The sequence below is a fragment of the Polymorphospora rubra genome (assembly GCF_018324255.1).
Lineage (GTDB): Bacteria > Actinomycetota > Actinomycetes > Mycobacteriales > Micromonosporaceae > Polymorphospora > Polymorphospora rubra.
Map to the genome: position 1 here is coordinate 2336846 of NZ_AP023359.1, position 26886 is coordinate 2363731.

The window sequence follows — 26886 nt, forward strand, 5'->3', positions numbered from 1 at the left end:
AATGATCCCGCGCCCGCCCCGTACGCCGCGATACGCCCCGCAGACTCGTGCCTCCAGGCCGGTACGTGCCCGCGGTCGAACCCGACTCAGCTGGTCAGCACGGCCGGTAGCGGCTCGGTGTGCAGCACGCTCAGGCGGGAGACGGCCCGGGTCAGGCAGACGTAGAGCCGGTGCAGGCCGCGCGGCTCGGCGGCCACGATCGCCGCCGGTTCGGCGACGACGACGTGGTCGTACTCGAGGCCCTTGGCCAGGGTGGCGGGCACCACCGTGACCGCACCGTCGTCCGGGTCGGCGAGGCCGGCGGTCCGCACACCGGCCGCGTCCAGCGCCGCCCGCAGCGCCGGGATCTGCCGGTCGGCGGCGATCAGCCCGACCGACCCCGGGTACGCCGACGCGGCCCGTACCTCGTCGACGACCGCGGCGGCAAGGTCACCGACGGCACGTACGGCCAACTCGCCGTCGTGGCGCAGCGACACCGCCGGCGGTACGTCGACCTCCAGGGCCGGCAGCAGCCGGTTCGCCAACGCGACCACCGCCTCCGGCACCCGGAACCCGGTCGTCAGCGGAATGACCGCGGCGTCGGGTTTGCCGAGGTGTCGCAGCGACTCGGTCCAGTCCGCCGCGGCCCAGGGCGCGGTGCCCTGGGCGAGATCGCCGAGCAGGGTGATCGAGCCGTGCGTCGTACGTCGGGCGATGGCCCGACAGTGCATCGGGGAAAGGTCCTGCGCCTCGTCGAGCACGATGTGGCTGACGCTCGGCTGGCGTTCCAGCAGTCCGGCCGCCTCGTCGAGAAGCACCAGATCGGCCGTGCTCCATTTCGCGCTGCGGACCGTACGGGGCGGTTTCGGCCAGACCAGGACGGCCTGCTCCTCGGCGGTGAGCACCCCGTCGGCCGCCCGGCCGAGCAGTTGCGGATCGGTGAGCAGTTCGAAGACCAGCGCCTCCGGCGTCACCGCCGGCCAGCAGGCGTCGAGGAACTCCACCACCGGCCGGGCCTTGCCCATCCGGCGCTGCCACGACTCCGGCGGCGACTCGCCGCTACGCGATTCGGCCTGGCGCTGCAGCAGCGCCACCGTACGGGCCCGGATCCGCTCCCGGCCCAGCGTGTACGGCAGGTCCTCGCGCCGTACGTCGTCGACCAGCCGGCGCAGGACGCCTTCGTCGATCCGCCACCGGTAGGCGCCGTCGGAAACCTGGATCGGGCCGGCCGGTCGGGCCAGCCGCGCCCAAAGGGCCCGGTGCAGCACGGTGGCCATCCGCGGATCGTGCTTGACCCCCTCGGTCGCCACCGGGTCGGTGCCGCGTACGGGCACCCGGGCGATCAGATCGTCGATCGTCGACTGCTTCACCTCCAGCTCACCGAGAGCGGGCAGGACGGCGGCGATGTAGCCGAGGAACGCCTGGTTCGGTCCCACGATCAGCACACCGGACTTACGCAGCCGCTCACGGTGCAGATAGAGCAGGTACGCCGCCCGGTGCAGCCCGACGGCGGTCTTGCCGGTGCCGGGCGCCCCCTGTACGCAGATCGACGTGTCGAGGTCGGCGCGGACGAGTTCGTCCTGCTCCGGCTGGATGGTGGCGACGATGTCCCGCATCGGACCGACGCGCGGTCGCTCGATCTCCTCGATGAGAATCCGGCTGGTGGTGCCCAGTTCCTCGCCCCGGTCCAGCCGCTCGTCCTCGAAGCTGGTCAGCTCGCCGCCGGCGAACCCGAACCGGCGCCGGACCCGTACGCCCTGCGGATCGCGGGCACTGGCCCGGTAGAAGGCCCGGCTGACCGGCGCCCGCCAGTCCAGGACCAGCGGCTCTCCGAGCGCGTCGGTGACGTGCCGGCGCCCGATGTGGAACCGGCCGGCGGTCGCTCCGTCGTCCGGGACAGGGTCCAGACGTTTCTCGGGCCCGAGGTCCAGGCGGCCGAAGAACAGCGGGGTGCTCGGATCGTCGGCCAGCTCGGCAACCCGCTTGGCCAGCGCGATGCCCAACGTCTCGGCGGCGAACGGATCGCCGGCGATCGACGCACCGCTGGCGTAGAGCTGCTCGGCCCGCAGCCGCATCGCGTGCAACGCGGCGCGGGATGTGGCCAGATGGGCGCGCTCGTGGTCGAGCTGGACATCAAGTTCGGTGGACGGCATCGGGCTCGGCACCTCCCGGGTCGATGTATGACCTGGGCCGCCCGGCCTCCCGCGACAGCGGTACCGGCAGTGCCCGGCGCGGCGACGCCACGCACGAGCGAACCACTTTACGACCAGTCGAGCGGTCGCGGTCAACCTTTTTCACCTCGGAAGGTGACCCTGATGCAGTTGCCGACCAGCACCACCACGTGTTAAGGATATTGTTAACTACGGGGTGGCCAATGGAGTGGGAGATTCTCATGACCACGCAGGTCGAGAACTTCCTTGACGCTCTTCATGCGGAGGATCGGGACAGCCACCGACTGGTGAATCAAGCCATCCTCGTCCTGGAACACAACGGTCCGGGCGAGGGAAGACCGCTCGTCGACAGCATCACCGCGTCACGGATCACCAACATGAAGGAGCTTCGACCGCCGTCGGTCGGTCGGAGCGAGATCAGGATCCTGTTTGCCTTCGACCCTTGGCGCTCCGCGATCCTGCTCATCGCCGGCGACAAGTCCGGCCAGTGGAATCGGTGGTACCGCGAAGCCATACCCGAGGCAGAGCACCTGTACGACACATACTTGAAGGAGCGAGAGAAGGAGATCGACCATGAGCGGCGTTAAGCGGTGGCGGGAGAGTGGCCACCTCGAGCGCGCAGTCGAGACTGCCGGCGGGCAGAAAGCCTTCGACGCGGCAGTCGGCGAGATGCTCGATCAGGCTCGCGGCTGGCGACTGGCCGAGCTCCGAAAGCGTCGCGGGATGACCCAGGAGCAGGTTGCCTCCCGGATGGGAGTGTCCGTCGCACGGATATCCCAGATCGAGGCCGGGAACGTCTCCACCCAGGACGTACTGGGCCGATACATCACGGCGCTCGGCGGCACTCTCATGCTGATCGCCGACTTCGGCGACGAACAACTGAAGGTCGCCTGAGGTCGTGACTCGTCCGGCGGGACCGGGCCGTCCTCCCACCTGGGGAGGACCGATCGATCACCAGGTGGTAGGAGTCGCGCCGCCCCGGGTAACGGAAAGATGGATCATGTCGGATCCGTCGTCCACTGGGGAGGACATGTGCGAAATCCGTACCGGAAGATCTTTGCCGCGGCGTGCGCGGCAACACTGAGCGTGGTGCTCGTCGCCACCGGCTCGCCGGCCGTGGCCGCGCCGGCCGACGACCTGCAGGCCGGGCTGGACCGGATTACCGCGGCCGGCATGGTCGGCACGTTCGCGGAGGTCCGGGACGGCAACGGCCGCTGGTCGCGGGCCAGCGGGGTTGCCGACCTCGACACCAACCGCAAGATCCGCCCCACCTACCAGCACCGGGTGGGCAGCATCACCAAGACCTTCACCGCCGTCGCGCTGCTCCAACTCGTCGGTGAGGGCCGGCTCGACCTCGACGCGCCGGTCGGCCGCTACCTGCCCGACCTGGGACGCGAGGGCGTCACCGTACGGATGTTGCTCAACCACACCAGCGGCATCGGCAACTACACCAACGCCATCTTCGCCACGCCCGAGCAGCTCCTGGCGGGCCAGACCAGGACGTTCCAGCCGCGTGAGCTGGCCCGCATCGGCCTGGACATGTCGCCGACGAACGCACCCGGCGAGCGGCACGTCTATTCGAACACCAACTACATCCTCGCCGGCCTGATCCTGGAGAAGGTCACGAGGCTGCCGGCCGCGCTGGAGATCAGCCGTCGGGTGATCTGGCCGACCGGGCTGTGGCAGACGTACTTCCCGGGTCGGACGCCGCGCATCCTGCTGCCGCACGCCAAGGCGTACGTTCCGTGGTCCGAGACCGAGCTGCGTGACTTCAGCACCTTCAACATGTCGTGGGCCTGGATGGCCGGTGAGCTGGTCTCCACCACCGCCGACGTGAACAGGTTCTACCGGGCGCTGCTCACCGGCAAGCTGCTGCGGCCGGCGGAACTCGCCGAGATGCAGAAAACGGTTCCGTTCGTCCCCGAGTACCCCGAGGCGGGTGGCTACGGCCTGGGCCTGTACAACAACGTGCTGCCGTGCGGCACGGTGTGGGGTCACGACGGGCAGGTGTTCGGCCACAACGCGATCTCGTTGCACTCGCCCGACGGGATGAGGCAGTTCACGTTGATGCAGAACATGACGCACTACCAACTGCCGGGTCAGCCGGACCCGATCACGCAAGCGCTGGTGAACACCCTGGTCACGGCTCTGTGCGGCACGAACTCGGCCGGTCCGTCGACGCTGCGGTCCGAGCAGCCGGTACAGCTGTTCACTCCGGCCATCGACGCGGCGCCGAGGTTCACCTCCGCGACGGACTGACCGTCCCGGCCGACCGTTCCCGGGGGTGTTCCGCTATGGCGGGGCGCCCCCGGTTCCGTCGTTCTAGGTCTTGTCGTGCCCTGGGCGAGACGGAATGTCCACAGCATCCCCTTGATCGGCGACCTGGACGGGCGACGTCGGCCGGACCGGTACGACGAGTGGGCCGTGGTCGCCGGGGATGACCCGCACCCGGGCCCGGTAGTGGGTCGCGAGCAGGTCCTCGGTGAGCACGTCCTGCGGCGGACCGGCCGCGACGACCCGACCGTCGGCGAGCAGCACCATCCGGTCGGCGTACTCGCCGGCCAGCGACAGGTCGTGCATCGTGGCGAGCACGGTCAGACCGTGGTCGCGGCGGAGCTGGTCGACGAGTTCGAGCACCTCCTGCTGGTGCCCGATGTCGAGCGCGCTGGTCGGTTCGTCGAGCAGCAGCAGGGTGGCACCCTGGGCCAGCGCCCGGGCCAGGAAGACCCGCTGGCGCTCACCGCCGGACAGGGTGGCGAGCTGCCGGTCGGCGAACCGACCGAGATCCAGTTGCCCGAGTACGTCCCGGACCGCCGCCAGGTCGACGGCCGACTCCCGACCGAGCGGCGGGATGTACGGCGTACGGCCGAGCAGCGTGTAGTCGAGGACTGTCATGCCCGGCGGTACGGCCGGCATCTGCACCACGGTGGCCACGATCCGGGCCCGGTCCCGACGGCGGAGCGCGGTGGCCGGCGTACCGAACAGCGCGATGCCGCCGGTGGCCGGCAGCAGGCCGCCGACGGCGCGCAACAGGGTCGACTTGCCGGCCCCGTTGGGGCCGATGACGGTGACCCACTCGCCGGTGTGCACGGTGAGGTCGACGCGGTCGACGATCCGGTTGCCGGAAAGGTCGACGCAGAGCCCGGTCACCTCGACGGCGACCGGCCCCGGTCGGGACGCCGTCCGCTCCCCCGGCGCCGGCGCCGCCGGCACACCCGGCGCCGTCACACCGACACCCGCTTCGCGCGGCGCAGGACGAGCACGAAGAACGGCGCGCCGAAGAACGCGGTCACCACGCCGATCGGGATCTCGGCGGGGGCGGCGACCGTACGGGCCGCCAGGTCGGTCAGCGCGAGGAAAGCACCGCCGAAGAGCATCGACAGCGGCAGGATGGCCCGGTAGCTGGTCCCGGCAAGCAGCCGTACGGCGTGCGGGACGATGATCCCGACGAAGCCGATCAGGCCGGAGACCGAGACGGCGGCGGCGGTGCCCAGCGACGCGGCGGCCAGCAGCAGATAGCGGGAGCGTTGCGGATGCAGGCCGAGGCTGGCGGCCTCCTCGTCGCCGACCGAGAGCACGTCGAGTTCGCGCCGGTGCAGAAGCACGATCGCGGCGGTGACCGCGGCGTACGGCAGCACGATCAGCACGTCGTGCCAGCCGGCGGTGGCGACCCGGCCGAGCAGCCAGGAGTAGACCTCGCGGATGCTGTCCGCGTTCTGCTGGAGCAGGTACGTCTGGCCGGCGGCGAGGAACGCGGAGACGGCGACGCCGGCGAGGATGAGGGTGGCGGGGCTGCGGTCGCGGCCGCCGGCGACGCCGAGCAGGTAGGTGAGCAGTACCGCGCCGACGGCGCCGACGAACGCGGCGAGCGGCACGGTGACCGGCAGGCCGGCGGTCGCGTCGCCGGTCGTGGCGGGACGCAGGGCGATGACGGCGGTGACGGCGAGGCCGGCGCCGGCGGCGACGCCGAGCAGGTGCGGGTCGGCCAGCGGGTTACGGAAGACACCCTGGTAGCAGCCGCCGGCGAGGGCGAGCATGCCGCCGACGAGCAGGCCGAGCACGACGCGGGGCAGCCGGAGTTCGGTGACGATGGCGGCTTCGCGCGCGGTGAGTCCACTGTCGATCTCGGCGCCCGGGACGAGGTTCAGCAGCTCGGCCGCGACGCTCAGCGGCGGCAGGCTCACCGGTCCGAAGGCGAGGCCGGCTACGGCGGCGACCAGCACGGCGGCGAATCCGGCGACCAGCCAGCCGGGCCGCAGCCCGGCCGGCCGTTGCCCGGCAGCCGCCCCGGACCGCCGGCCAGGCCGGCGGAGGCCGGCCGGCGAGCCCTTGCCTGGGCGGTCCGCACCAGACGCCGGCTCGGGGTGGGACCGGCCGGCCGGTCCCACCCCGGCAGGTTTTCCCCGGCCCGCGAACGCGGACCGGGAGGAACCCGCCGGTTGGCGCAACGTCACGCGGGGACCTTGCTGACCGCGTCGACGATGGCGCGTACGAGGTCGACGACGCGCGGGCCCCAGCGGGACGCGATGTCGTCGTCGAGCGCGACGATCTGGTTGTTCTTGACCGCGGTCAGATCGGCCCAGCCGGGCCGGGCCTTGACCGTCTCGGCGGACTGCTGGCAGCACTTGACGTCGGCGAGGAAGACGAAGTCGGGGTCGGCGCTGAAGAGCGCTTCGAGACCGAGCTGCGGGTAGCCGCCGTTGGCGCCGTCCGGGTCGGCCGGGTCGGCGACGTTCTCCAGGCCGACGAGGGTGAACAGCGAGCCGATGAACGTCTTGCTGGTCACCGTGTAGTAGGTCGGGTCGAGTTCGTAGTAGTACGTCAGCTTCTCGGACCGCTGCGGTACGTCCTTGACCAGCTTGGCGATGTCGTCGGCGACGCGGGTGGCCAGGTCGTCGGCGGCGTCCGGGTGCCCGGTGAGGGTGCCGAGTTCGCGGATCTGCCGGTACGTGTCGTCGAGGGTGGTCGCGGCGGACGCGACGTACACCGGGATCTGGAGCCTGGTGAGCTGCTCGACGATCTTGTTGGTGTCGTTGGAGATCACCACCAGGTCGGGCGCCTCCGCGGCGATCGCCTCGGCGTTCGGGTTGAACCCGGACAGTTCGCCCTTGGGTACATCGGGCGGGTAGTTCGAGTTGTCGTCGACGGCGGTCACCTGCGACCCGGCGCCGATCGCGAAAAGTATCTCGGTCGCCGAGGGCGACAGCGCGACGATCTTCTCCGGCCGCTGGTCGAGCGTTACCGTGCCGACGGTGACCGGGTAGGTGGCGTTCTCGCTCGGCTGGCCGGCGGGCTCGTCGTCGCCGGAGCCGCCCGCGCAGGCGCCGAGGGCCACGGCGACCGCGGCGGCGAACGCCGTGGCCAACATCCGGGTACGTCTGGACATCGTTCCTCCTGTCGGTCGAGGCTGTGTTGCATCGCCGACAGGGTTGTTGGGCGCCCCGCCCGCGAGGCACCCTTCCTCGAGAGCGCGGTTCGCGACCGGCGCAGGCGACCTGGCTCGTCCCCCCACGCGGGGGCATCACAGTTGCGGGACAGCGCCGGAATCACACCGGCTTCGCTGCGGACGGTCGCTAGCACGGTAACGCAAACCCCTCGACCCGCCCCAGAACCGTGTCCAGCAACTCACCAGAGCAGGGCGCCCTGAGCACACCCACCAACGGCGGCCCGACCCACGACCGGGACGACCGGCCAAACCCGGTCCCGATCAGGGTGACCAACTGATAGCCGGTCCGCGTCAAGGGTGACAAGCCCAATCACCGACCCTCATCAGGGTGACAAGGCCAGAGGGAGTTCGCGCGGGCGCCCTTTGCCCGCGCGAACTCCCCAAGGGCTGGGTGGGCGGGGTATGCCCGCCCTGCCCGTCCGGGTTTTGACCTGAGGTGGTTCTTGGCGGGCGGGCTTTGCCCGCCAAGAACCACCTCCTGAGAAAATCAAGAACTAACAACACTCACGTTGTCGACGGCCGCCTCGACGAGGCTGGCTCCGGAGGCGTCGGCGGCCTGGACCAGGATCCGCACCGACTGTCCGGCGTACGGGGTCAGGTTGAGGTTGGCCGTCGCCCAGCTGCCGTTGCGGTTGCTCGCCGCTCCGTTGACGTTGAGCAGCTGGGTCGTGCCGCCGCTGTGTACGACGCTGATCCGGAAGTAGTCGGCCGACGACGAGTTGGAGCCGTGGGCCAGGTACCAGTTCGCGGTCAGGGTCAGTGTCCCGCTGGCGGGCAGGGTGACCGCCGGGGACTGGGCGCTGGTCACGCCGCCGTCGACGTCGTAGTCACCGGCCGAGGTGCCGGCGAGCCGCCCGGTGACCAGGTTGTTGCTGCCGGCGAACGGGGCGAGCTGCTTGGCGCCGGAGGAGTTGGTCGGCTGTGCCGTACCGCGTTCCCAGGCGCCGGAGGTGGCGGTGTCGGTGCCGTTCGGGTTGATGGTCCAGCCGGTCGCGGTCTCGAAGGTGTCGGACCAGACCGTGGTGCCGGGGTTTCCACCGCAGTACTGGGCCTGCTTGCCGGTGGCCCGGTACGGGCAGTCGGCGTACTCGGCGAGGATCAGCACCGCTTCGCGGTTGCGGGAGGTCTGGGCGGGGATGACCTCGTCGGGCGGGTAGAAGCCGCCACCGCCGGCCGAGCCGGGGTACATCTCGAAGGTGTACGCCCAGATGCCGTGCTGGCCCCACATCCAGTCGATGCTGTCGCCGTCGGTGATGTAGAGGTCGGACGACTGTTCGGGGGTGTAGCCGTTGGTGGCCGCCATCTGCTGGCCGATGGTCTGGAAGACCGCCTGCTGGTCGGCGTTGAGGCCGGGGGCGGTGTTGGCGGTGGTGTAGCCGAACGGCCAGAGGACCAGTTCGGAGTAGGTGTGGAAGTCGATGTTGGCCTTGATCTGCTGCACGCCGCCGACGACGCGGCCGTTGACGAAGTTGCGCAGCGCCGCCGTCTCGGGGGCGGAGAAGGCCGACGGACCGCGGTAGGTGTCCGACGACGTGGAGCCGGACGAGCCGCCGCAGCAGCCCCAGTTGTAGCCCCAGTTGCGGTTGAGGTCGGTGCCGACGTACGAGGATCCGCTGTTGGGTTGGCGGTTCTTGCGCCACGAGCGGTAGGAGCCGGTGGCGATGTCGTACTCGCTGCCGTCGGGGTTGACGGTGGGGACGATCCAGATCTCGCGGCTGTTGACGATGTTGGTGATCCGCGAGTCGCTGCCGTAGTTGTCGGTGAAGAGGTTGAGCAGGTAGATCGCCATCTCGACGGTCAGGTGCTCGCGGGCGTGCTGCTGGGAGTTGAAGAGGATCTCCGGCTCGTTCTCGTCGGTGGCGACGTTGTCCGAGATCTTGATGACCGGCAGGTCCCGCCCCTCGTACGACGTACCGATGCTGCTCTTGCGGGCGATGGTCGGATGGTCGGCGACCACCTTGTTCACGACGGCGATGAGTTCGGCGTAGTCGTGGTAGTTGGAGTCGGCGGGTGGGAAGGCGTTGGTGCCGGCTCCGGTTCCCCGCTCGGGCGGTGCCGGTACGGCCTCGAGTTCGAAGCCCAGGGCGGCGATGGCCTTGGCCTCGTCGGGGGTGGCCGACACGTGGATCCGGCCGTGTTCGACGTAGTCGATCGAGGCGCCGGTACGCGCGACCGCGTTGCGGTCGGCGAGGTCGTGGGGGCCGATGACCCGGTACTCGGTGGTACTGCCGCCGGCGGCGGTTTCCGGCCGGGGCTCGGCCGACACCGGGCTGACCACCGCGAACAGGCCGACCGCGAGGGCGGTGGCGATGGTGGCGGCCCGGCGCGTCGGTCCGGGGGTGCGCAACGGCATACAAACCTCCTGGGAGTGCGGAGGATCCCGCTTGTCGATGCATCACTGCACCACCCACCACATGGTCATATCAACATGGATCACTCTCTGTTCCATGCCAGAGTGATCGTCACGCCGGCAAAGATTTTCCAACCGAAGGGGTCTGGCGAAAAATCTCTCCAGACGGGATAGTGGCGGTCAGATATCGACCACCGACTAACTGCGGAGCCTCCATGGTCAGACCACGTCTCCGCGCGGTCGCCGTTGCCGGCGTCACCGCGTCCGCCCTCCTCGTCCCGGCCGTCCCCGCGCAGGCGACCGGCACCCCCGCGAGCCACGACGAGCAGATCACCTACCAGGAGTGGTCCAGCTACCGCGACTGGCGCGGCGGCACCCACCGGGGCACCGTCGCCCTGCCCGGCCTGCGCACCGGCATCACGATGCTCAACCCGGCCGGCACCACCGAGTACGCCGACCCGCACAGCGGCGAGACCCGGACCTGGAAGTACGCCACCTGGACCTCACCGGTGACCCAGGTCGGCTTCGAGGCCAGCGAACTCGTTCCGTCCTGGAACGCCGTCACCCCTGACGGCACCTGGATCCAGATCGAACTGCAGGGCACCTACAACACCGGGGGCCAGACCCCCTGGTACGTCATGGGCCGCTGGGCCTCCGGCGACGAGGACATCAAGCGGACCAGCGTCAACCGCCAGGGCGACCCCTGGTCGACGATCTGGACCGACACGTTCTCGATCGACGACGTCGCGAACAACGTGATGCTGACCGCCTACCAGCTCCGGCTGACCCTCTACCGGGCGCCGGACCAGTGGCAGTCGCCGCGGGTGTTCATGCTCGGCGCGATGAGCTCGTACGTGCCCGACCGGTTCACCGTCACGCCGAGCGCCGGGGGCATCGCCTGGGGCCGAGAACTCGCCGTGCCACCCCGGTCACAGATGATCCACCGCGGCAACTACCCCGAGTGGGGCGGCGGCGGGCAGGTCTGGTGCAGCCCCACGTCCACCACGATGGTGCTCGAATACCACGGGCGCGGACCGTCCACGGCGGACATGTCCTGGATCACGCCCGGCTACACCGACCCGCAGATCGCCCACGCCGCCCGGATGACCTGGGACTACGCGTACGGCGGGGCGGGCAACTGGCCGTTCAACACCGCGTACGCGGCGACGTTCCCGGGCATCGACGCCCGGGTCACCCGGCTGCACTCGCTCGACGAGGTGGAGCACTTCATCAAGGCCGGCCTGCCGGTGGTCACCTCGCAGTCGTTCCTCGCGAACGAACTCGACGGCTCCAACTACGGCACATCGGGACACCTGTTCACGATCGTCGGCTTCACCGCCGACGGCGACGTGATCGTCAACGACCCGGCCTCGTCGACGAACGCCGAGGTACGCAACGTCTACCAGCGCGAGCAGTTCGAGCAGATCTGGCTGCGGACCAAGCGGATCAACGCCAGCGGCGGCGTGTCCGGCGGTTCCGGCGGCATCGCCTATCTGATCAAGCCCTGGTGGAAGCCCTGGCCGAAGGTCGCCGGCTCGACCAACTGGTGAGCGTGGTCCGGCGCGGTCAACGATGCCCGCGCCGGGCCCACCCGTACGTCAGTCGTCCCGACCGTCCGGCGACCGCTTGCCGGCCGGCGCCTCGTCCGTCGAGGCGGTGCCCGCGGCGGGCGTGGTCCCGGCGGCCTGGTCGTCGCCGGCCAGCGCCGAGCGCAGCTTCTCCTTCTCGGTCCGGCGCCGCGTGACGTTGTCGGACAGTTGTTCCGCCATCTGGTCGCGCAGTCCGCGCAGCAGGAAGAAGGCGAGCGCCGCCGAGATGATCACCGCCAGCATCAGCTTGACGAACAGGTTGAGCGGAACCGGCCACAGCACCAGCGCGACCGCCAGGAACAACCCGAGCCGGCCAAGCGTGTACTTAACCCCGGGACTCATGACATCTCCTCGCCACGCTCGCTCATGACAACTTTGATCAACCGACCCGGTGGGTCAGCCACCGGACGCCGTAGAACCAGATCAACGAGTAGACCAGTGCGAACACTCCGGCAGCGATCGAACCCGAGGCAAGCGGCGGAAGTTCCTCGGCGAGGCCCGCGGCCAGCAGGCCGGCGGTGATCGAGACGGCGGCGGCGACCAGCGCCGCCGCGATCCGGGCCGGGCCGTACGACCACGCCCGGAACTCCTCGACGAAGATCCACGCCGGCAGGATGATCGCCAGCCAACCGTTGGCGCGGCCGAACTCGCCGAACCCGAGCAGCGCGAAGCCGGCGTCGAAGACGACCAGTGCGAGCACGCCGATGACCAGGCCGGCCAGCGCCACCCCGAGCAGGTCGGGCAGGTGCTGGATGCGGCCCTCGGCGTCCCGCCGGGGATAGGTGGGGCTCGTCTCGTCGGTCACGACGGCCGCCCACGGCCGCCATGGACGAGTCTGGGCCACCTGATTCGCTCACTCATGACCAGTCGAGGGTAGCCGGGCTGCGACGGCGCCCGGTCACCCGCCCGGACCGGCAGGTCACGGGCGGGTGAAACGGTGCGATCAGGCCCAGACCTGCTGCGGTTCGGCCCGCCGCTCGGCGAGCGACGGCGGGGCGTCGTACTCGCGGACCACGTTGTAGCGGGTGTCCCGCTCGACCGGCCGGAATCCGGCGTCCCAGATCAGGTGCAGCAGGTCGTCGCGGTGCATGGTGTTGGGCGTGCCGTACGAGTCGGCGTCGTGAGTGATCTTGTATTCGACGACCGAACCGTCCAGGTCGTCGACGCCGAAGTTGAGCGAGAGCTGCGCCACGGACAGGCCGTGCATCACCCAGAAGCACTTCAGGTGCGGGATGTTGTCGAGCATCAGCCGCGACACGGCGAAGGTCTTCAGCGACTCGGCCGGGGACGCCATCGTCGTTTGGGCCTGGATCCGGTTCCGGATCTTGCCGTCGGCGGAGTCGACGAAGTCGTGCTGGTAGCGCAGCGGGATGAAGACGGTGAAGCCGCCGGTCTCGTCCTGGAGTTCACGCAGCCGCAGTACGTGGTCGACCCGGTGGCGCGGCTCCTCGATGTGGCCGTACAGCATGGTCGACGGCGTACGCAGGCCCTTCTCGTGGGCCAGCCGGTGGATCCGGGACCAGTCCTCCCAGTGGCAGGCATGGTCGACGATGTGCTGGCGGACCTCCCAGTCGAAGATCTCGGCGCCACCGCCGGTCAGCGACTCCAGCCCGGCGTCCATCAGCTCGTCGAGGATCTCGCTGGCCGGCAGGCCGCTGATCTTCTCGAACCACTGGACCTCGGTCGCCGTGAACGCCTTGAGCTTGACCTTCGGCAGGGCGGCCTTCAGCTCCCGCAGGACCTTCGGGTAGTAGCGCCAGGGCAGCGTCGGGTGCAGGCCGTTGACGATGTGCAACTCGGTGAGCTGCTCGTCCTCCATCTCCTTGGCCTTGCGGACCGCCTCTTCGATGCGCATCGTGTACGCATCCTTCTCGCCCGGTTTGCGCTGGAATGAGCAGTAGGCGCAGGACGCACTACAGACATTCGTCAGGTTGAGGTGCCGGTTGACGTTGAACATCACCCGATCGCCGTTCAACTCCGTACGACGGTGGTGCGCCAGCCGGCCGAGCCAGGCCAGGTCGTCGCTGTCGTAGAGCGCCTCGCCGTCCTCACGGGTCAGCCGCTCCCCCGCGTAGACCTTCTCCTCCAGCTCACGCTTCCGTCCGACATCCATGCCCGCAACGCCCCTTCCGGCCACCTCTTCGGGTCCGAGCCTACGTCCCGACGGTGGATCCGCCGACCTCGCGGCCACCGGCAGCGACCCACTTCACCAAGTTCTCAGGTACCTGTTACCCCCAAGCCGATCGACAGGAGTGGCGCCGGTGCGGTAAGAAAAATTGGGACGCCGCGACCGCACGGCGCCCACACCTCGCCCCGCTACCAGCGTGGCGGTTACCCACCGGACGGGGCACAGGGATGGCCAAGAAGAACTCCAGGCGACAGCACCGACAGGACGGCCCGATCAGCTTCGTCCTGCGACCGGTGGCCTGGTCGGCGCTGTTGGCCGCCGCCGCGACGATGGCGATCGCCGCACCCGCCTACGCCGATCCACCGCTGCCGACGACGATTCCGGACAGCGGCAGCCGGCCGCTGCCGACCGGCCCGTTCCAGCTGCCCGGCACCACGACGCCCCCGACCGGCGGCACCAACACGCCGACCGTGCCGGCCGTCAACGGCCCGCTGGCCGCCGACATCATGGCCAAGCAGATCGAATACGGCCGGATCAGCGAGCAGCTCCTCAAGCTCCAGATCGACCGGGACGCCGCCACCACCACCCTCGCCAGCGCCGAAGCCACCCTGCGCACCGCCCGCGAGGATCTCGCCAGGGCCGAGAGCCTGGCCGACCAGAGCGCCACCGACGCGCTCAAGGGCGCCGCGGCCCTGCCGCCCGGAACCTTCGGCACCGACCTGCACGGCCTCGGCGCCCTCTCCCGGATCCAGAAGGGCGCCCAGACCGGCGCCGACACCGGTACCGCGGCCCGCGAGGTCGCCCGCGCCCGCGCCGCCGAGCAGGCCGCCAACCAGGCCTACCTGGCCGCCAACACCACCGCGCAGGGCCTGATCGGGCAATACAACACCCTCGCAACGACGCACACCCAGCAGGAAGCGACGCTCCAGTCGCTGATGCAGCAGAACCAGGCCCAGCTGGTGGTGGCCGAGCAGCAGCGGGACGCCCGGGAGCAGCAGCTCGCCCCCGGCTACGACGGCAGCGAGAGTGTCGCCGGCAAGGTCGCCCACCCCAAGGCGCTCGGCGCCGTCCAGTACGCCCTCAACCAGCGGGGCAAGCCCTACGAGTGGGCGGCCGAGGGCCCGCACCGCTTCGACTGCTCCGGGCTGATGTGGGCCGCCTACCGGTCGGTCGGCCACACGCTGAACCGGGTCGCCAACGACCAGTACTACGGCACCCGGCACAAGCCGGTGGCCCGCACCGCGCTCCTTCCCGGCGACATGCTCTTCTTCTCCTCCAGCAGCAGGTGGCAGGACATCCACCACGTCGGCATGTACATCGGCGACGGCAAGATGGTCCACTCGCCGACCACCGGCGACGTGGTCAAGGTCTCGACCGTCTGGTGGTCGCGTTTCTTCGCCGCCACCCGGGTCTTCGACGCGGTGCCGGCACCGAACAAGCCGCCGACCTCCCCGAGCCCGAGCCCCACGCCGCGGCCGACCACCCCGACCCCGAGCCCGACCACCCCGACGCCGCGTCCCACCACCCCGACTCCGGGCCCGACCACACCGACTCCGGGTCCGACCACCGGATCGCCCAGCCCCGACCCCACCCCCACCGCGACCACCCCCGGTCCGACGACGCACCCGGAACCGACCGTCAGCGCCTCGACGTCGGCCAGCGCGAGCGCCTCGGCCAGCACCAGCGCCTCGACGGGCCAGAGTGCGAGCGCGACGCCGTCCGGTGGGTCACCGTCCGGCGGGTCACCGACCCCCAGTTCGACGTCGGGTCACTGACGGGAGCCGTCGCACTCCGGCTGTGCTCGTTCGCCGTGATGTGGCACGGTGGACGGTGAGGTTCGCTCCGCTGCCGGCGTCCGGAGGCGGGTGGGGCGTCGGCGCGGGAGGCACTGATGGACGAAGAGCGGGTTCCGCCGTACGCGGACCGGCCCCGGCCGGCGGCGGCCGGCATCGCCCCTGAACAGCCGGCGCCCTCGTCGGCCGATTCCGCGGCCGCTGCCGACCTGCCGCCACTGCCACCGCCGCCCCCGGTCGGCACCACGCTGCCGGATGCGCCGGCCGAGGAGCTGCCCGACCTGTACGAGCCTCCCCCGCCGCCCACGACAGGCGCGCTGTGGCCGGGCCTGGACGCACCCGAGCCGGTTCCGTCCGCCGGGCCGGTCGTCTCCGCCCCACCGGTGACCTCCGCCCCACCGGTCGTTTCCGCCCCACCGGTCTCCGCTCCACCTGTCGTCTCCGCACCACCGGTTACTTCCGCTCCGCCGGCACCCGCACTGATGCCGCCCGCCGGGCCCGTGCCCGCGACGGCCGAGCGGCCGATGGTCGAGCGGCCCACGGGACAGCCGGCCGCCGGTCGCGCCGTCGTCGGGCGGGCCACGGTCTCGACCGGCACCACCGCCTCCGCCGAAGACATCGCCCGGGTGGCCACGCCGGCCCAGCCCGGACGCACCTACCGGGCCGGCGACCCGGGCCTCGTGGCCGGTCCCGAAAGCCGGAACGAGAGCGCCACGCCGCCGGCCGCCGACGTACCGCCGGCCACGGCGACCGCCACTGCGGCACCCGCCCCGGAGCCACCGGACGACGCCGCCCGGTCTGCTCTGCCTCCTCTCCAGCGCCGCCAGCCGAAGGCTCCCGAGGCCGACTCGCCGTGGTCGGCGTTCGCCGCCGGCTGGGACGGCTCTTCCACGCCAGCGGACACGGCCGCCCCGACGCCGGTGAGCGGCCCCCCGACACCGTCGACAACCGCATCCCCGGCGTCGGCGGTCTCGGGCGGAGCGGGCGCACCCGCGACCGCGGCGGCGCCGATCGAAAGCTCGTTCACCTCCGCCCCACCGCTCGTGCCGGCGCAGCGGGCACCGGTGTCCGGTGATCCGGCCCGGGCCAGTGCCTCGGTGCCGGGCCTGCGGCGCGTCACGGCCGAGGAGGTCGGGACCGCCGTCGCCGCCGGCCCGGCCAGAGCAGGGGTCTACCGGGCAGCCACCCCGGATCGCACCGATCCGCCGGACCCGGCCCGGCCGCGCGAGCCGGTGCAGCCGCCCCCGCCCGCCGAACCGCCACAGCCGCTGCAACCGCCGGGGCCCGAACAGCCCGGTCCGCCCGGCCCGACGCCGGCACCTCCGGTGCCGGCACCGCCGCCCGGCCCCGTTCCCGGGCCTGTCCCGCCCGGGCCAGTTCCGGGACCCGTTCCGCCCGCACCGACACCGGGCCCCATCCCGCCGACCCCGCCGACCCCACGGCCCGGCCCCAACCCGGCACCGCCGTTCCCGCCGCCGCCGGCGGCGGCCGGGGCGGTCTCCGTGCCGCCGGGTCCGGGTGAGCCGACATCGTCCCCGCCGGTCGTACCAGCCCCGGCGCTCCCGGCCTGGCCGGAGCCGACCGACCCGACGGCACCGGCCGTGCGGACCACCGCGCCGCCACCACCGACGTCGCTGCCGGCCTACACGCTTCCACCGACCACTGCGACGAGCGGGCCGCCGAACGCCGCCGCCCCCTTCACGGCCCCGCCCGTGAGCACCCCGACCAGCGGCGCACCGTACAGCCCGCCGACCAGCGGCGCGCCGTACGCCCCGCCGAGCAACGGCGCGCCGTACGCCCCGCCGACCAGCGGCGCGCCGTACGCCCCGCCACCGGTCAACGGCGGTACGCCGTACGGCGCGGCGCAGCCGAGCGCGCCGCCGTACCGAGCCGCCGACCCGGGCCGCCCGCCCTTCCAGGCGTCGCCGGCCGGTAGCCCGCCGTACGGCGTACCCGCGGCGACCGGCCCGTCCGGCAACCCGGCACCGATCGGCGGTACACCGGCCGGCCCGGCGCCCCGGACCGACGTGCCCACCTCGCCGGAGTACGGGCAGTGGGCCCGTGGGCAGCGACCGGGCGGGACGGTCTACGGCGGCGACGGCCCGGGCGCCGGCCACATGACGGTGGCCATTCCCGGCGGTCAGTCGATCGAGCAGACCGGTTCGCTGACCGGTCACATCCTCGCCCAGGGGCGGATGGACGAGCCGATCACGAGGGGCAACACGGCGAAGGTCGTCGTCGTACTCGTCATCGGGCTGGGCATCCTGATCGCCGTCGGGCTGATCGTGGCGCTGGGGGCCGGCGACATCTTCGGTTCCCTCTTCGACGGGGTCCTGAGCGGCTGACCGCGGCCGGCGGTGATCTCCAGGTGAGCCAGCCCACCCGGAGGAGCGTCGCGCGGCACTTCGCGGCAACTGGTCGTACACTTAATGTCGATTACTGACCTGGCATGCCCACGAGCATGTCCACGGGCGATCTTGCGGGCAGTTCAACGGCACTCAGACAGCCGTGGCGGGCCATTCGCGAAGAAGCGCCCCGCTCTGAGAGGTTTTCTTGACAGTCTTCGCTGACCCCAGCACGTTTCCGTCCGTCTTCGAAACCCCGGCCGACCCGGTTGAGGCGACCCCCGCCGACGCACCGACGCAGATCCACGACTTCGCCGCCCTCGGGCTGCCCGAACCGCTCGTGCGGGCACTGCACCGGGAAGGCATCACCACCCCGTTCGAGATCCAGCGGGCCACCGTCCCCGACGCGCTCGCCGGGCGGGACGTGCTGGGCCGTGGGCAGACCGGCTCGGGCAAGACACTGGCCTTCGGGCTGCCGATGCTGGCCCGCGTCGCCGCCGGCGGTCGGGCCCGGCCGCTGCACCCGCGCGCCCTCGTCCTGGTGCCGACCCGCGAGCTGGCGATGCAGGTCAACGACGCGCTGATGCCGCTCGGCCGGGCCCTCGGGGTGTTCCTGAAGACCGCCGTCGGCGGCGTGCCGTACGACCGCCAGATCGACTCGCTGCGGCGCGGCGTGGAGATCATCGTGGCCACTCCGGGCCGACTCGGTGACCTGATCGCGCGCGGGGTGTGCAACCTCGACGAGATCGAGATCACCGTGCTCGACGAGGCCGACCAGATGGCGGACATGGGCTTCCTGCCGGAGGTGACCGAACTGCTGGCCAAGACCCCGGCGCACGCCCAGCGGCTGCTGTTCTCGGCCACGCTGGACGGCGACGTCGACGCGCTGGTCAAGCGCTTCATGACCGACCCGGTCACCCACTCGACCGCGCCCCCCACCGCAGCGGTGTCCACGATGGACCACCACCTGCTGCTGATCCCGCCGCACGACAAGTTCGCCGTCGCCGCGTCGATCGCCGCCCGGGCCGGCCGGACCATGATGTTCGCCCGTACGCAGATGGGGGTGGACCGGCTGGTCGGCCAGCTCGCCGCGGTCGGCGTACGGGCCGGCGCCCTGCACGGCGGCAAGACCCAGCGGGTACGCACCCGGACGCTCGCCGAGTTCAAGGAGGGCCGGACGAGCGTGCTGGTCGCCACCGACGTGGCGGCCCGCGGCATCCACGTGGACGGCGTCTCACTGGTCGTGCACGTCGACCCGCCGAAGGACCCGAAGGACTACCTGCACCGGGCCGGACGCACCGCGCGGGCCGGCGAGTCCGGTGCGGTCGTCACGCTGGTGCTGCCCAAGCAGCGGCGCACCACGCTGGCGATGCTGACCAAGGCCGGGGTCGAGCCGGTCGAGACGCGTACCCGGGCCGGTGAGCCCGCCCTGGCGGAGCTGACCGGGGCACGCGAGCCCAGCGGCGTACCCGTGGTCGACGAGCCGGCGCCGCGCCGGTCCGAGCGTCCGCGCGGCGACCGGCCGTCCGGCGGCTACCGCCGCTTCGGCGACCGGCCGGAGGGTGACCGGCGCTTCCGCGGCGGCGATCGTCCCGCCGGGGACCGGCCGGGTGGCGAACGCCGGTTCGGCGACGGCGGAGGTCGCGCCGAGCGGGGCGGCGACTGGCGGCCCACCGATCGCCGTGGCGGGTTCCGGCACGACGGCCGCCCCCGCGACGACCGGCCCTACGACGGCCGGCCGCGCGACGACCGGCCGCACCGCGACGACCGGCCGCGGGACGACCGCCGCCAGGGCGACCGGCGGTTCGGGGACCGGCGGCCCAGTCGTACCCACTGATCCTGCGCACGGCGAGGGCCGGCGGTGTCCACACCGCCGGCCCTCGCCGTGTCCGGCGTACGCCGAGCGTCCGGCGGGCGGCGGCCGACGGCGGTAACGTCCGGTCCATGTCGACGATGCCGAAGTCGCTGTACTGGACCCGTACCGACGTACCGGGCGCCGAACACGCCCTGATCGACGACCGGCGTGGCCTGGCCGTCAAGGGGGTGGCGGTGGCGGTCGATCCGATCGCCTACACCTGCCAATACGAACTGTCGACCGACGAGGCGTGGCGGACCGGCCGGCTGGAGCTGACGGTCGAGGGCAGCGGCTGGCGGCGTACGCTGCGGCTGGAGCGGGCCGCCGGGCGGTGGCGGGCCGCGACGGGTGAGCAGGGTGATCTCGACGCGGTGCTGCGGGCCGGCGGCCATCCGGGTGCGGGGCTGCCCGGCAGCGAGGACCCGGACCGCCTCGAGTCGGCGCTCGACGTCGATGTCAGCGGCAATCCACTCTTCAACACGCTGCCGATCCGGCGGCTCGGCCTCCAGAAAGCGGCGCCCGGCACCACGCACGAGATCACCGTGGCCTGGGTGCTGCTGCCGAGTCTGGAGGTGATTCCGGCGGAGCAGTCGTACACGGCTCTGGTTGGTGGCCGGGTGCGTTTCGAGAGCGAGGGTTTCACCGCCGAGATCGACATCGACGGCGACGGGTACGTCACCCGCTATCCCGGCCTGGCCACCCGTCCCTGAGTCCGTCGGCCACCGACGCTGGCCGACCGCGCCCACGCCAGCCGGACGGGACCCACGCCAGCCGGACCGGCCGCGGGTCAGGCCGGCCAGGTGCCGTCGGCCAGGAACCGCTCGACCGTCGCCCGGTACGGCGTCAGGTCCAGTCCCTGCGCGGTGACCCACCCGTCGGCGTAGTAGGTGTCGGCGTACCGTTCGCCGCCGTCGCAGAGCAGGGTGACCACCGAGCCGGTCTCACCGGCGGCGCGCATCCCGGCGATCAGGCCGAACGCGCCCCACAGATTCGTACCGGTGGAGCCACCGACCCGGCGGCCGAGTACGGCGCAGGCGGCCCGCATCGCGGCGAGCGACGCCGCGTCCGGCACACGCACCATCCGGTCGACGACCGACGGCTGGAACGACGCCTCGACGGTGGGCCGGCCGATCCCCTCGATGCGGGAGCCGCGGCCGGTCCGGATCGTCCAGTCCGCCGCCTGCCAGGCCGGGTAGAAGGCGGAGTTCTCCGGGTCGACGACACAGATCTTGGTGGGGTGCCGCTGGTAGCGGACGTAGCGGCCGATGGTCGCGCTGGTGCCGCCGGTGCCCGCGCCGGTCACGATCCACGCGGGTACGGGGTGCCGTTCCAGGGCCAACTGGCTGAAGATCGATTCGGCGATGTTGTTGTTGCCACGCCAGTCGGTCGCCCGCTCGGCGTAGGTGAACTGGTCCATGAAGTGGCCACCGAGGTCGTCGGCGAGCCAGCGGGCCTCGACCACGACGGCGGCGGGATCGGCGACGAGGTGGCACCGGCCGCCCTGGAACTCGATCAGCGCGATCTTCTCCGGCGATGTCGAGGCCGGCATCACCGCGATGAACTCCAGGCCGAGCATCCGGGCGAAGTACGCCTCCGACACCGCGGTCGAGCCGGACGACGCCTCGACGATCGTGGTACGCGGGCCGATCCAGCCGTTGCAGAGGCCGTAGAGGAACAGCGACCGGGCCAGCCGGTGCTTGAGCGAGCCGGTCGGATGGACCGACTCGTCCTTGAGGTAGAGGTCGACGCCCCACTCGCGGGGCAGCGGGAACGGCAGCAGGTGGGTGTCGGCGGACCGGTTCGCGTCGGCCTCGACCATCGCGATCGCTTCGGTGACCCAGGCCCGGTCGGCGGCGTCGCATCGGTCCAGGTGTTCCATCCGCCGACCGTAACAGGGCCGCTTGCCGGCCCGCCCCTCCCGCTGATCAAGGGGAAAGCGCGCCTGTTCCGCACCGATTTGTCGCGCAACTTCTCCATGATCGACGCCCCCTGGGACGGACGCGCCCGCCCGGGCGGCGTCAGGCCGGGGAGATGGGTTGCGGACGGTTCTCCCACTTGGTCGACAGCGCGATCGCGGTACGGGTCGACGCCACCCCCGGCGTCCGATTGACCCGTACGATCAACTGCTCCAGTTCGGCGATGGTGCCGACCCGCGCCTTCAACAGGAATGACTCGACACCGGCCAGGAAATAGCACGACTCGATCGCCGGAATGGCACGGAACGCGGCGAGCAGGTCGTCGGTGTCGCCGCCGGAGTCCTCTACGACGCCGATGAGCGCGGTCACCCCCAACCCGACCGCCTCGGGCTCGACGTCCGCGCGGTAGCCGCGGATCACCCCGCTGGCCTCCAGCTTCCCGATCCGCTCGTGCACCGCTGGCGCCGACAGTCCGACCTGCCGGGCGAGTTCGGCGAACGAGAGCCGGGCATTGGCCCGCAACAGTTCGACCAGGCTCAGATCAATGGCGTCCACGGCATCAGACCCTAATCGGATCGGCCGGACCCGACGCGAGGCGGTCGAAACAAATCGACCAAAACAAACTTAGTTCGCAAATACTACCCGCTAACTTCCCACACAGTGCGTTTTCCGCGTTTCCCGGACACGGCACGCTAGCGGTGCTCTAATGACCGTACGTCCCTATCAAAGACTCCGGCCCACGCCCCGCGGGGGTGGCGTGAGCTGCCCGGAGACTCTGTCGACGCGAGGAGGGGGCTGTGGACACTGGTGACCGTCTGCTGACGCCGGGCGAGGTGGCTGCGCTGTTCCGCGTCGACCCGAAGACCGTGACCCGATGGGCCGCGGCCGGCCGGATCGGCAGCATCCGCACGCCCGGCGGACACCGGCGCTTCCGGGAATCGGAGGTGCGGGCCCTGCTGGAGGGCGAGGGCGTTCTCGAGGACCTCGAAGAGGGTCCCGAGAACCGGCCGCGCAACACCGGTCCGGCGACGCCGGGTAGCCCCGGCTCGCCGGGTGCCGGCAACATGGGCATGCACTGACCCATCCTCGGCGGGACGCTCAGGCTCCCTCGGCGCGAGCGGCGCCCAACTCGCCCGCCCAGCGCCGGAAGAGGTGGTGCTCGACACCGAGCGCGTCGAGCACCTTGCCGGCCACGAAGTCGACGAGTTGCGCGGCGGACGCCGTCGCGCCCGCACCGTAGAAGCCCGGGCTGGCCGGCAGCACCACCGCGCCGGCGTCGTACAGGGCGATCAGGTGTTCGAGGTGGCTGCGGGTCACCGGGGTCTCCCGGGGCACCACGACCACCGGCCGGCGCTCCTTGAGGTTGACCTCCGCCGCCCGCTGGAGCAGGTCCTTGGACAGGCCGATCGCGATCCCGGCGCAGGCCGCCGTGCTCGCCGGCACCACCGCCATGCCGCGCACCGGATACGACCCGCTGCTCGGGCCGGCGGCCAGGTCGCCGGCCGCCCAGTGCACAACGTCGGCGGTCGCCAAGTCGCGCCCCAACCACTGCGCCAGGTCGTCCCTCCAGCGCCCGTCCCGGAACGGCAGCCCGGTCTCGTCGAGAATCGTGAGCCGGGCGGCCCGGGAGACCACCAGATCCACCGCCTCACCCGCGTCGACGAGGGCGCGCAGCACGGCCGCCGCGTACGGCGTACCGGACGCACCTGAGACACCGATCACCCACGGCCTTCGCATAGCGTCTAGCCTCTCGTGAGACGGCGGCCGGCTGATCACCGGCCCACCCGGCCATTCCACCCCGATGCCGATCCGGTCTTCCCATCGGGTACGCGATGCCGGGTGGTCGTGACGAGGCAGCAGGCCGGTACGCGCGGAGGGTAGGGCATTGAGTATCGATCATGCACGACCGATGCACGCGGCGTGCCCGATCCCGCCACGCATCTCCCCGTACGCCGACGAGGTACAGCGCTGGCTGGTCGACTGGGTACGCGGCACCGGCCTGCCCCTGGACGAGACCGGCACCCGACGGCTGGCCTCCGGCGGCTTCGCCCGCTACGCCGGCCGCCTCTACCCGACGGCCTCCGCAGACGACCTGCGTACCCTGACCGCGCTGTTCACCTGGTTCTTCCTGATCGACGACGCCTGGGACGGTCCGGCGGTGCCCGGCCCGGGTCAGCTGCGGGCCGTACGCGACGAGATCCTGACGGTGCTGCGGACCGGAGCCGCCGCCTCGGCCGGCCCGGACGCGCTGTTCACCGGGCCGCTGCACCGGATGCTGGTCGACGCCTGGCGCGAGCCGTACGACCGGCTGCCGCCCGCGGCCCGGACCCGGTTCGTCGACGCGGTCGCACACCACCTCGACGGGGTGCTGGTCGAGGCCGGCAACAAGGCGACCGGCCGGCGCCCCGGAATCGCCGAGTACGTCGAACTGCGCCGCGCCACGTCGGCGGCGTACGTGTCGTACACGTTGATCGAGTTCGCGACCGGCTCGGCGCTGCCGGACCGGATCCACCGGCACCCGCTGGTGCGCGAGATCGCCACCACCGCCAACGACCTGCTGTCCTGGTTCAACGACGTGGTCTCACTGGAGCACGACACGGCGGTGGCCGGCGGCCACAACCTGGTGCTGGCGGTGGCCGCCGAGGAGCGGCTGCCGGTGGCCGAGGCGATCCGGGCGGTGGAGACACGGTGGCGGGCGGCGATGCGGCGGTTCACCGAACTGCGGGCGGCGCTGCCCCGGTTCGGTCCGGCGGTCGACGGGCCGCTGGCGGAGTATCTCGACGGGGTGGCCAACTCGGTGCGCGGCACCATCGACTGGTCGCTGGAGTCGGCCCGCTACCGCGGGCGGGCCGCTGCCCGGCCGGCACCCTGCTCGCCGGACTCCCGGGCCGGCTGACGACCGCTGCCGGCCGCCCCGGGAGCGCCGTCAGGCCCGCAGCCCGAGCCGCAGGAGCAGGTCGAGCAGGGCGAAGAAGAACAGCGCGATACCGACGAAGCCGTTGGCCGTGAAGAAGGCCCGGTTGACCCGCGACAGGTCGGTCGGCGTCACCACCACGTGCTGATAGGCGAAGGCGGCCGCGGTCAGCACCAGCCCGATCCACCACGGCCAGCCGAAGCCGACCAGCGCCCCGAACCAGACGAACAGCGCGAAGGTCACCACGTGGGCGACGGTGGAGGCGTGCAGCGCCCAGCCGATGCCGTAGCGGGCCGGCACCGACCGGACCCCGATCTCCCGGTCGACGGCGGCGTCCTGGCAGGCGTAGATCAGGTCGAACCCGCCGATCCACAGCCCGACGGCCGCGCCGAGCAGCCAGGCCGGCCCGGATCCGTCGAACGTGCCGGTGACGGCGAGCCAGGCACCGACCGGCCCGACCGCCTGGGCGACCGCGAGGATGGCGTGCGGCCAGTCGGTGAACCGCTTGCCGTACGGGTAGACGACCAGCGGCACGACGGCGAGCGGGGCCAGCACGAGGCAGAGCGGGTTGAGCGCGGCCGCCGCGGCGAGGAAGACGACGATCGCCACGATCGCGCCGGTCCAGGCCGTCCGGACACTCACCGCCCCGGTCACCAGTTCCCGACCGGCCGTACGCGGGTTCCGGGCGTCGATCCGGCGGTCGATGATCCGGTTGGCGGCCATGGCGAAGGTACGCGCCCCGACCATCGCGATCGTGATCAGCAGCAAATCGAGCCAGCGGACCCGGCCGCCGTTGACCTGCATGGCGGTGAGGGCGGAGAGGAAGGCGAACGGGAGCGCGAAGACCGAGTGCTCGATGGCGACCAGCCGCAGGAACGCCTTCACCCGACCGGGTGCCGGTGCGGTGGTGGTCACGAGATGCCGTATTCCTTCCAGCGCTTGTCGACGAGCGAGCGCACCTCCGGCGACATGGTCATCTGCTCCGGCCAACCCCGGGTGTAGCCCTCGGTGGGCAGCTTCCGGGTCGCGTCGACGCCGGCCTTGCCACCCCAGAACTGCTGGTAGGACGAGTGGTCGAGGTGGTCGACAGGGCCCTCGGTGAGAAGCAGGTCGCGGGAGTAGTCGACGTTGCCGAAGGCCCGGAAGGCGACCTCGTTGTAGTCGTGGACGTCGCAGTCCTCGTCGACGATGACGATCAGCTTGGTCAGCGACATCAGGTGGGCGCCCCAGATCGCGTTCATCACCTTCTGGGCGTGCTTGGGGTAGCGCTTGCGGATCGAGATGATCGCGCAGTTGTGGAAGACGCCGGCGGCCGGCAGGTCGTAGTCGACGATGTCCGGGATCAGCAGCTTGAGCAGCGGCTGGAAGATCCGCTCGGTCGCCTTGCCGAGGCCGTGGTCCTCCTGCGGCGGCTGCGAGGTGACGATCGAGTGGTAGACCGGGTCGCGCCGCATCGTCATGCACTCGACGTGCATCACCGGGAAGGGCTCGACCGGGGTGTAGAAACCCGTGTGGTCGCCGAACGGGCCCTCGGGCAGCCGCTCGCCCGGCTCGATGTATCCCTCCAGCACGATCTGGGCGTGCGCCGGGACCTGGATCGGGACGGTGAGGCAGTCGACCATCTCGACCCGCTCACCGCGCAGGTAGCCGGCGAACAGGTATTCGTCGATGTCGCCGGGCAGCGGGGCGGACGCGGAGTAGCAGACCACCGGGTCGGCACCGATGGCGATGGCGACCGGCAGCCGCTCGCCGCGCCGCTCGGCGACGGCGTGGTGTGCGGTGGAGTCCTTGTGGATCTGCCAGTGCATGCCGAGGGTGTTGTGCGAGTGCTGCTGGAGCCGGTAGAGGCCGAGGTTGCGCTTGCCGCTCTCCGGGTGCTTGGTGTGGGTCAGCCCGTAGTTGTGGAAGATGCCGCCGTCGCCGGGCCACACCTGAAGGCCGGGCAGCCGGTTCAGGTCGACGTCCTTGCCCTTGTAGACGACCTGCTGGCAGGGCGCGGTCTTGACCTTCTTCGGCGGCAGCGACTTGAGCTGGAGCACCTTGCCGAGACCCTCGCGGATGCCGGACCAGCCGACCGGCAGCTCGGGCTTGATCATGGCACCGATCCGGGCGCCGACCTCGTTCAGGTCGTCCACGCCGAGCGCCATCGCCATTCGCTTCTCGGTGCCGAAGAGGTTGATCGCGACCGGCATCTCGCCCCGGGTGGGGCGTTCGAACAGCAGGGCCGGACCGTGCGCCCGGACCGTACGGGTGACGATCTCGCTGATCTCCAGCGTCGGGTCGACCGGTACGCCGACCCGGCGCAGTTCGCCGGCGCTCTCCAGCGCCGCGAGGAAGTCGTTCAGATCCTGGTACGGGAACCCACGTGCCGCCATGCTTCGCAGACTTTCCTTCCGGTCG

The 26886-nt window shown here is 71.5% G+C and carries 23 protein-coding genes and 1 riboswitch; of the genes, 10 read left to right on the forward strand and 13 right to left on the reverse strand.

The window, feature by feature from the left end; genetic code table 11:
* Positions 1-86: 86 nt before the first annotated feature.
* Positions 87-2132, reverse strand: coding sequence for a HelD family protein (locus Prubr_RS10785; RefSeq protein WP_212824520.1), 2046 nt, complete (start codon positions 2130-2132; stop codon positions 87-89).
* 221 nt (positions 2133-2353) lie between these two features.
* Between Prubr_RS10785 and Prubr_RS10790 the strand changes: the two genes are divergently transcribed.
* The 3 genes from Prubr_RS10790 (at position 2354) to Prubr_RS10800 (ending at position 4409) form a co-directional block, all read left to right on the forward strand.
* Positions 2354-2737 carry a type II toxin-antitoxin system RelE/ParE family toxin gene (locus Prubr_RS10790; protein ID WP_212824522.1) on the forward strand — a complete coding sequence of 128 codons (384 nt, stop codon included), beginning with the start codon at positions 2354-2356 and terminating at the stop codon, positions 2735-2737.
* A complete protein-coding gene (locus tag Prubr_RS10795) occupies positions 2724-3044 on the forward strand; it encodes a helix-turn-helix domain-containing protein (protein WP_212824524.1) in 321 nt (106 codons plus the stop codon). Before Prubr_RS10790 ends, Prubr_RS10795 begins: the two co-directional genes overlap by 14 nt.
* A 195-nt stretch (positions 3045-3239) precedes the next feature.
* On the forward strand, positions 3240-4409 hold the full coding sequence (locus tag Prubr_RS10800) for a serine hydrolase domain-containing protein (protein ID WP_246568542.1): 1170 nt from the start codon (positions 3240-3242) through the stop codon (positions 4407-4409).
* Between the two features lie 63 nt (positions 4410-4472).
* Here the strand turns inward: Prubr_RS10800 and Prubr_RS10805 are convergent, their stop codons facing one another.
* From Prubr_RS10805 to Prubr_RS10820, 4 genes are all read right to left on the reverse strand, one after another.
* The gene (locus tag Prubr_RS10805) at positions 4473-5300 is read right to left on the reverse strand and encodes an ABC transporter ATP-binding protein (protein ID WP_246568907.1); all 828 of its coding nucleotides are present in this window, start codon (positions 5298-5300) and stop codon (positions 4473-4475) included.
* Positions 5301-5374: 74 nt separating this feature from the next.
* Positions 5375-6409, reverse strand: a complete 1035-nt coding sequence (locus Prubr_RS10810; RefSeq protein WP_212827852.1) for a FecCD family ABC transporter permease — start codon at positions 6407-6409, stop codon at positions 5375-5377.
* Between the two features lie 191 nt (positions 6410-6600).
* On the reverse strand, positions 6601-7536 hold the full coding sequence (locus tag Prubr_RS10815; RefSeq protein WP_212824530.1) for an ABC transporter substrate-binding protein: 936 nt from the start codon (positions 7534-7536) through the stop codon (positions 6601-6603).
* Positions 7537-7644: 108 nt separating this feature from the next.
* A riboswitch (cobalamin riboswitch) is annotated at positions 7645-7706 on the reverse strand.
* A gap of 377 nt (positions 7707-8083) precedes the next feature.
* Positions 8084-9949, reverse strand: coding sequence for a M14 family metallopeptidase (locus Prubr_RS10820; RefSeq protein WP_212824532.1), 1866 nt, complete (start codon positions 9947-9949; stop codon positions 8084-8086).
* A 212-nt stretch (positions 9950-10161) separates the two neighbouring features.
* On the opposite strand from Prubr_RS10820, the gene Prubr_RS10825 reads away from it, so the two are divergent.
* Positions 10162-11496, forward strand: coding sequence for a C39 family peptidase (locus tag Prubr_RS10825; RefSeq protein WP_212824534.1), 1335 nt, complete (start codon positions 10162-10164; stop codon positions 11494-11496).
* A 48-nt stretch (positions 11497-11544) separates the two neighbouring features.
* Here the strand turns inward: Prubr_RS10825 and Prubr_RS10830 are convergent, their stop codons facing one another.
* The 3 genes from Prubr_RS10830 to mqnE all read right to left on the reverse strand — a co-directional run bounded on the left by Prubr_RS10830 (position 11545) and on the right by mqnE (position 13648).
* Entirely contained in the window at positions 11545-11877 is a 333-nt protein-coding gene (locus Prubr_RS10830; RefSeq protein ID WP_212824536.1) for a DUF4229 domain-containing protein, read from the reverse strand.
* A gap of 37 nt (positions 11878-11914) precedes the next feature.
* On the reverse strand, positions 11915-12340 hold the full coding sequence (locus tag Prubr_RS10835; RefSeq protein WP_212824538.1) for a hypothetical protein: 426 nt from the start codon (positions 12338-12340) through the stop codon (positions 11915-11917).
* 138 nt (positions 12341-12478) lie between these two features.
* The gene (mqnE, locus tag Prubr_RS10840) at positions 12479-13648 is read right to left on the reverse strand and encodes an aminofutalosine synthase MqnE (RefSeq protein ID WP_212824540.1); all 1170 of its coding nucleotides are present in this window, start codon (positions 13646-13648) and stop codon (positions 12479-12481) included.
* A 242-nt stretch (positions 13649-13890) separates the two neighbouring features.
* Between mqnE and Prubr_RS10845 the strand changes: the two genes are divergently transcribed.
* The 4 genes from Prubr_RS10845 (at position 13891) to Prubr_RS10860 (ending at position 20366) form a co-directional block, all read left to right on the forward strand.
* Positions 13891-15438: a C40 family peptidase gene (locus Prubr_RS10845; protein ID WP_212824543.1), complete on the forward strand. Its 1548-nt coding sequence runs from the start codon at positions 13891-13893 to the stop codon at positions 15436-15438.
* A 116-nt stretch (positions 15439-15554) separates the two neighbouring features.
* Entirely contained in the window at positions 15555-17801 is a 2247-nt protein-coding gene (locus Prubr_RS10850; RefSeq protein ID WP_212824545.1) for a hypothetical protein, read from the forward strand.
* A 301-nt stretch (positions 17802-18102) separates the two neighbouring features.
* Positions 18103-19638, forward strand: coding sequence for a DEAD/DEAH box helicase (locus Prubr_RS10855; protein WP_343221685.1), 1536 nt, complete (start codon positions 18103-18105; stop codon positions 19636-19638).
* 107 nt (positions 19639-19745) lie between these two features.
* Positions 19746-20366, forward strand: coding sequence for a putative glycolipid-binding domain-containing protein (locus Prubr_RS10860; RefSeq protein WP_246568544.1), 621 nt, complete (start codon positions 19746-19748; stop codon positions 20364-20366).
* 77 nt (positions 20367-20443) lie between these two features.
* Here the strand turns inward: Prubr_RS10860 and cds1 are convergent, their stop codons facing one another.
* Positions 20444-21535, reverse strand: a complete 1092-nt coding sequence (gene cds1, locus Prubr_RS10865) for an L-cysteine desulfhydrase Cds1 (protein WP_212824549.1) — start codon at positions 21533-21535, stop codon at positions 20444-20446.
* Between the two features lie 139 nt (positions 21536-21674).
* Positions 21675-22127 (reverse strand): Lrp/AsnC family transcriptional regulator, encoded by a 453-nt coding sequence (locus Prubr_RS10870; RefSeq protein ID WP_212824551.1) that lies wholly within the window; start codon positions 22125-22127, stop codon positions 21675-21677.
* Positions 22128-22369: 242 nt separating this feature from the next.
* On the opposite strand from Prubr_RS10870, the gene Prubr_RS10875 reads away from it, so the two are divergent.
* Positions 22370-22651 (forward strand): BldC family transcriptional regulator, encoded by a 282-nt coding sequence (locus Prubr_RS10875; RefSeq protein ID WP_212824553.1) that lies wholly within the window; start codon positions 22370-22372, stop codon positions 22649-22651.
* Positions 22652-22670: 19 nt separating this feature from the next.
* Here Prubr_RS10875 and Prubr_RS10880 read toward each other — a convergent pair whose 3' ends face one another.
* Positions 22671-23309 carry a UbiX family flavin prenyltransferase gene (locus Prubr_RS10880; protein WP_212824555.1) on the reverse strand — a complete coding sequence of 213 codons (639 nt, stop codon included), beginning with the start codon at positions 23307-23309 and terminating at the stop codon, positions 22671-22673.
* A 172-nt stretch (positions 23310-23481) separates the two neighbouring features.
* On the opposite strand from Prubr_RS10880, the gene Prubr_RS10885 reads away from it, so the two are divergent.
* Complete coding sequence (locus Prubr_RS10885) at positions 23482-24468, forward strand: terpene synthase family protein (protein ID WP_212824557.1); 987 nt, start codon at positions 23482-23484, stop codon at positions 24466-24468.
* A gap of 30 nt (positions 24469-24498) precedes the next feature.
* Here Prubr_RS10885 and mqnP read toward each other — a convergent pair whose 3' ends face one another.
* Both mqnP and Prubr_RS10895 read right to left on the reverse strand, forming a co-directional pair.
* Positions 24499-25422, reverse strand: a complete 924-nt coding sequence (gene mqnP / locus Prubr_RS10890; RefSeq protein WP_212827862.1) for a menaquinone biosynthesis prenyltransferase MqnP — start codon at positions 25420-25422, stop codon at positions 24499-24501.
* Positions 25398-26861 carry a menaquinone biosynthesis decarboxylase gene (locus tag Prubr_RS10895; protein WP_212824559.1) on the reverse strand — a complete coding sequence of 488 codons (1464 nt, stop codon included), beginning with the start codon at positions 26859-26861 and terminating at the stop codon, positions 25398-25400. The genes mqnP and Prubr_RS10895 overlap by 25 nt, the downstream gene beginning before the upstream one ends.
* Positions 26862-26886 lie beyond the last annotated feature (25 nt).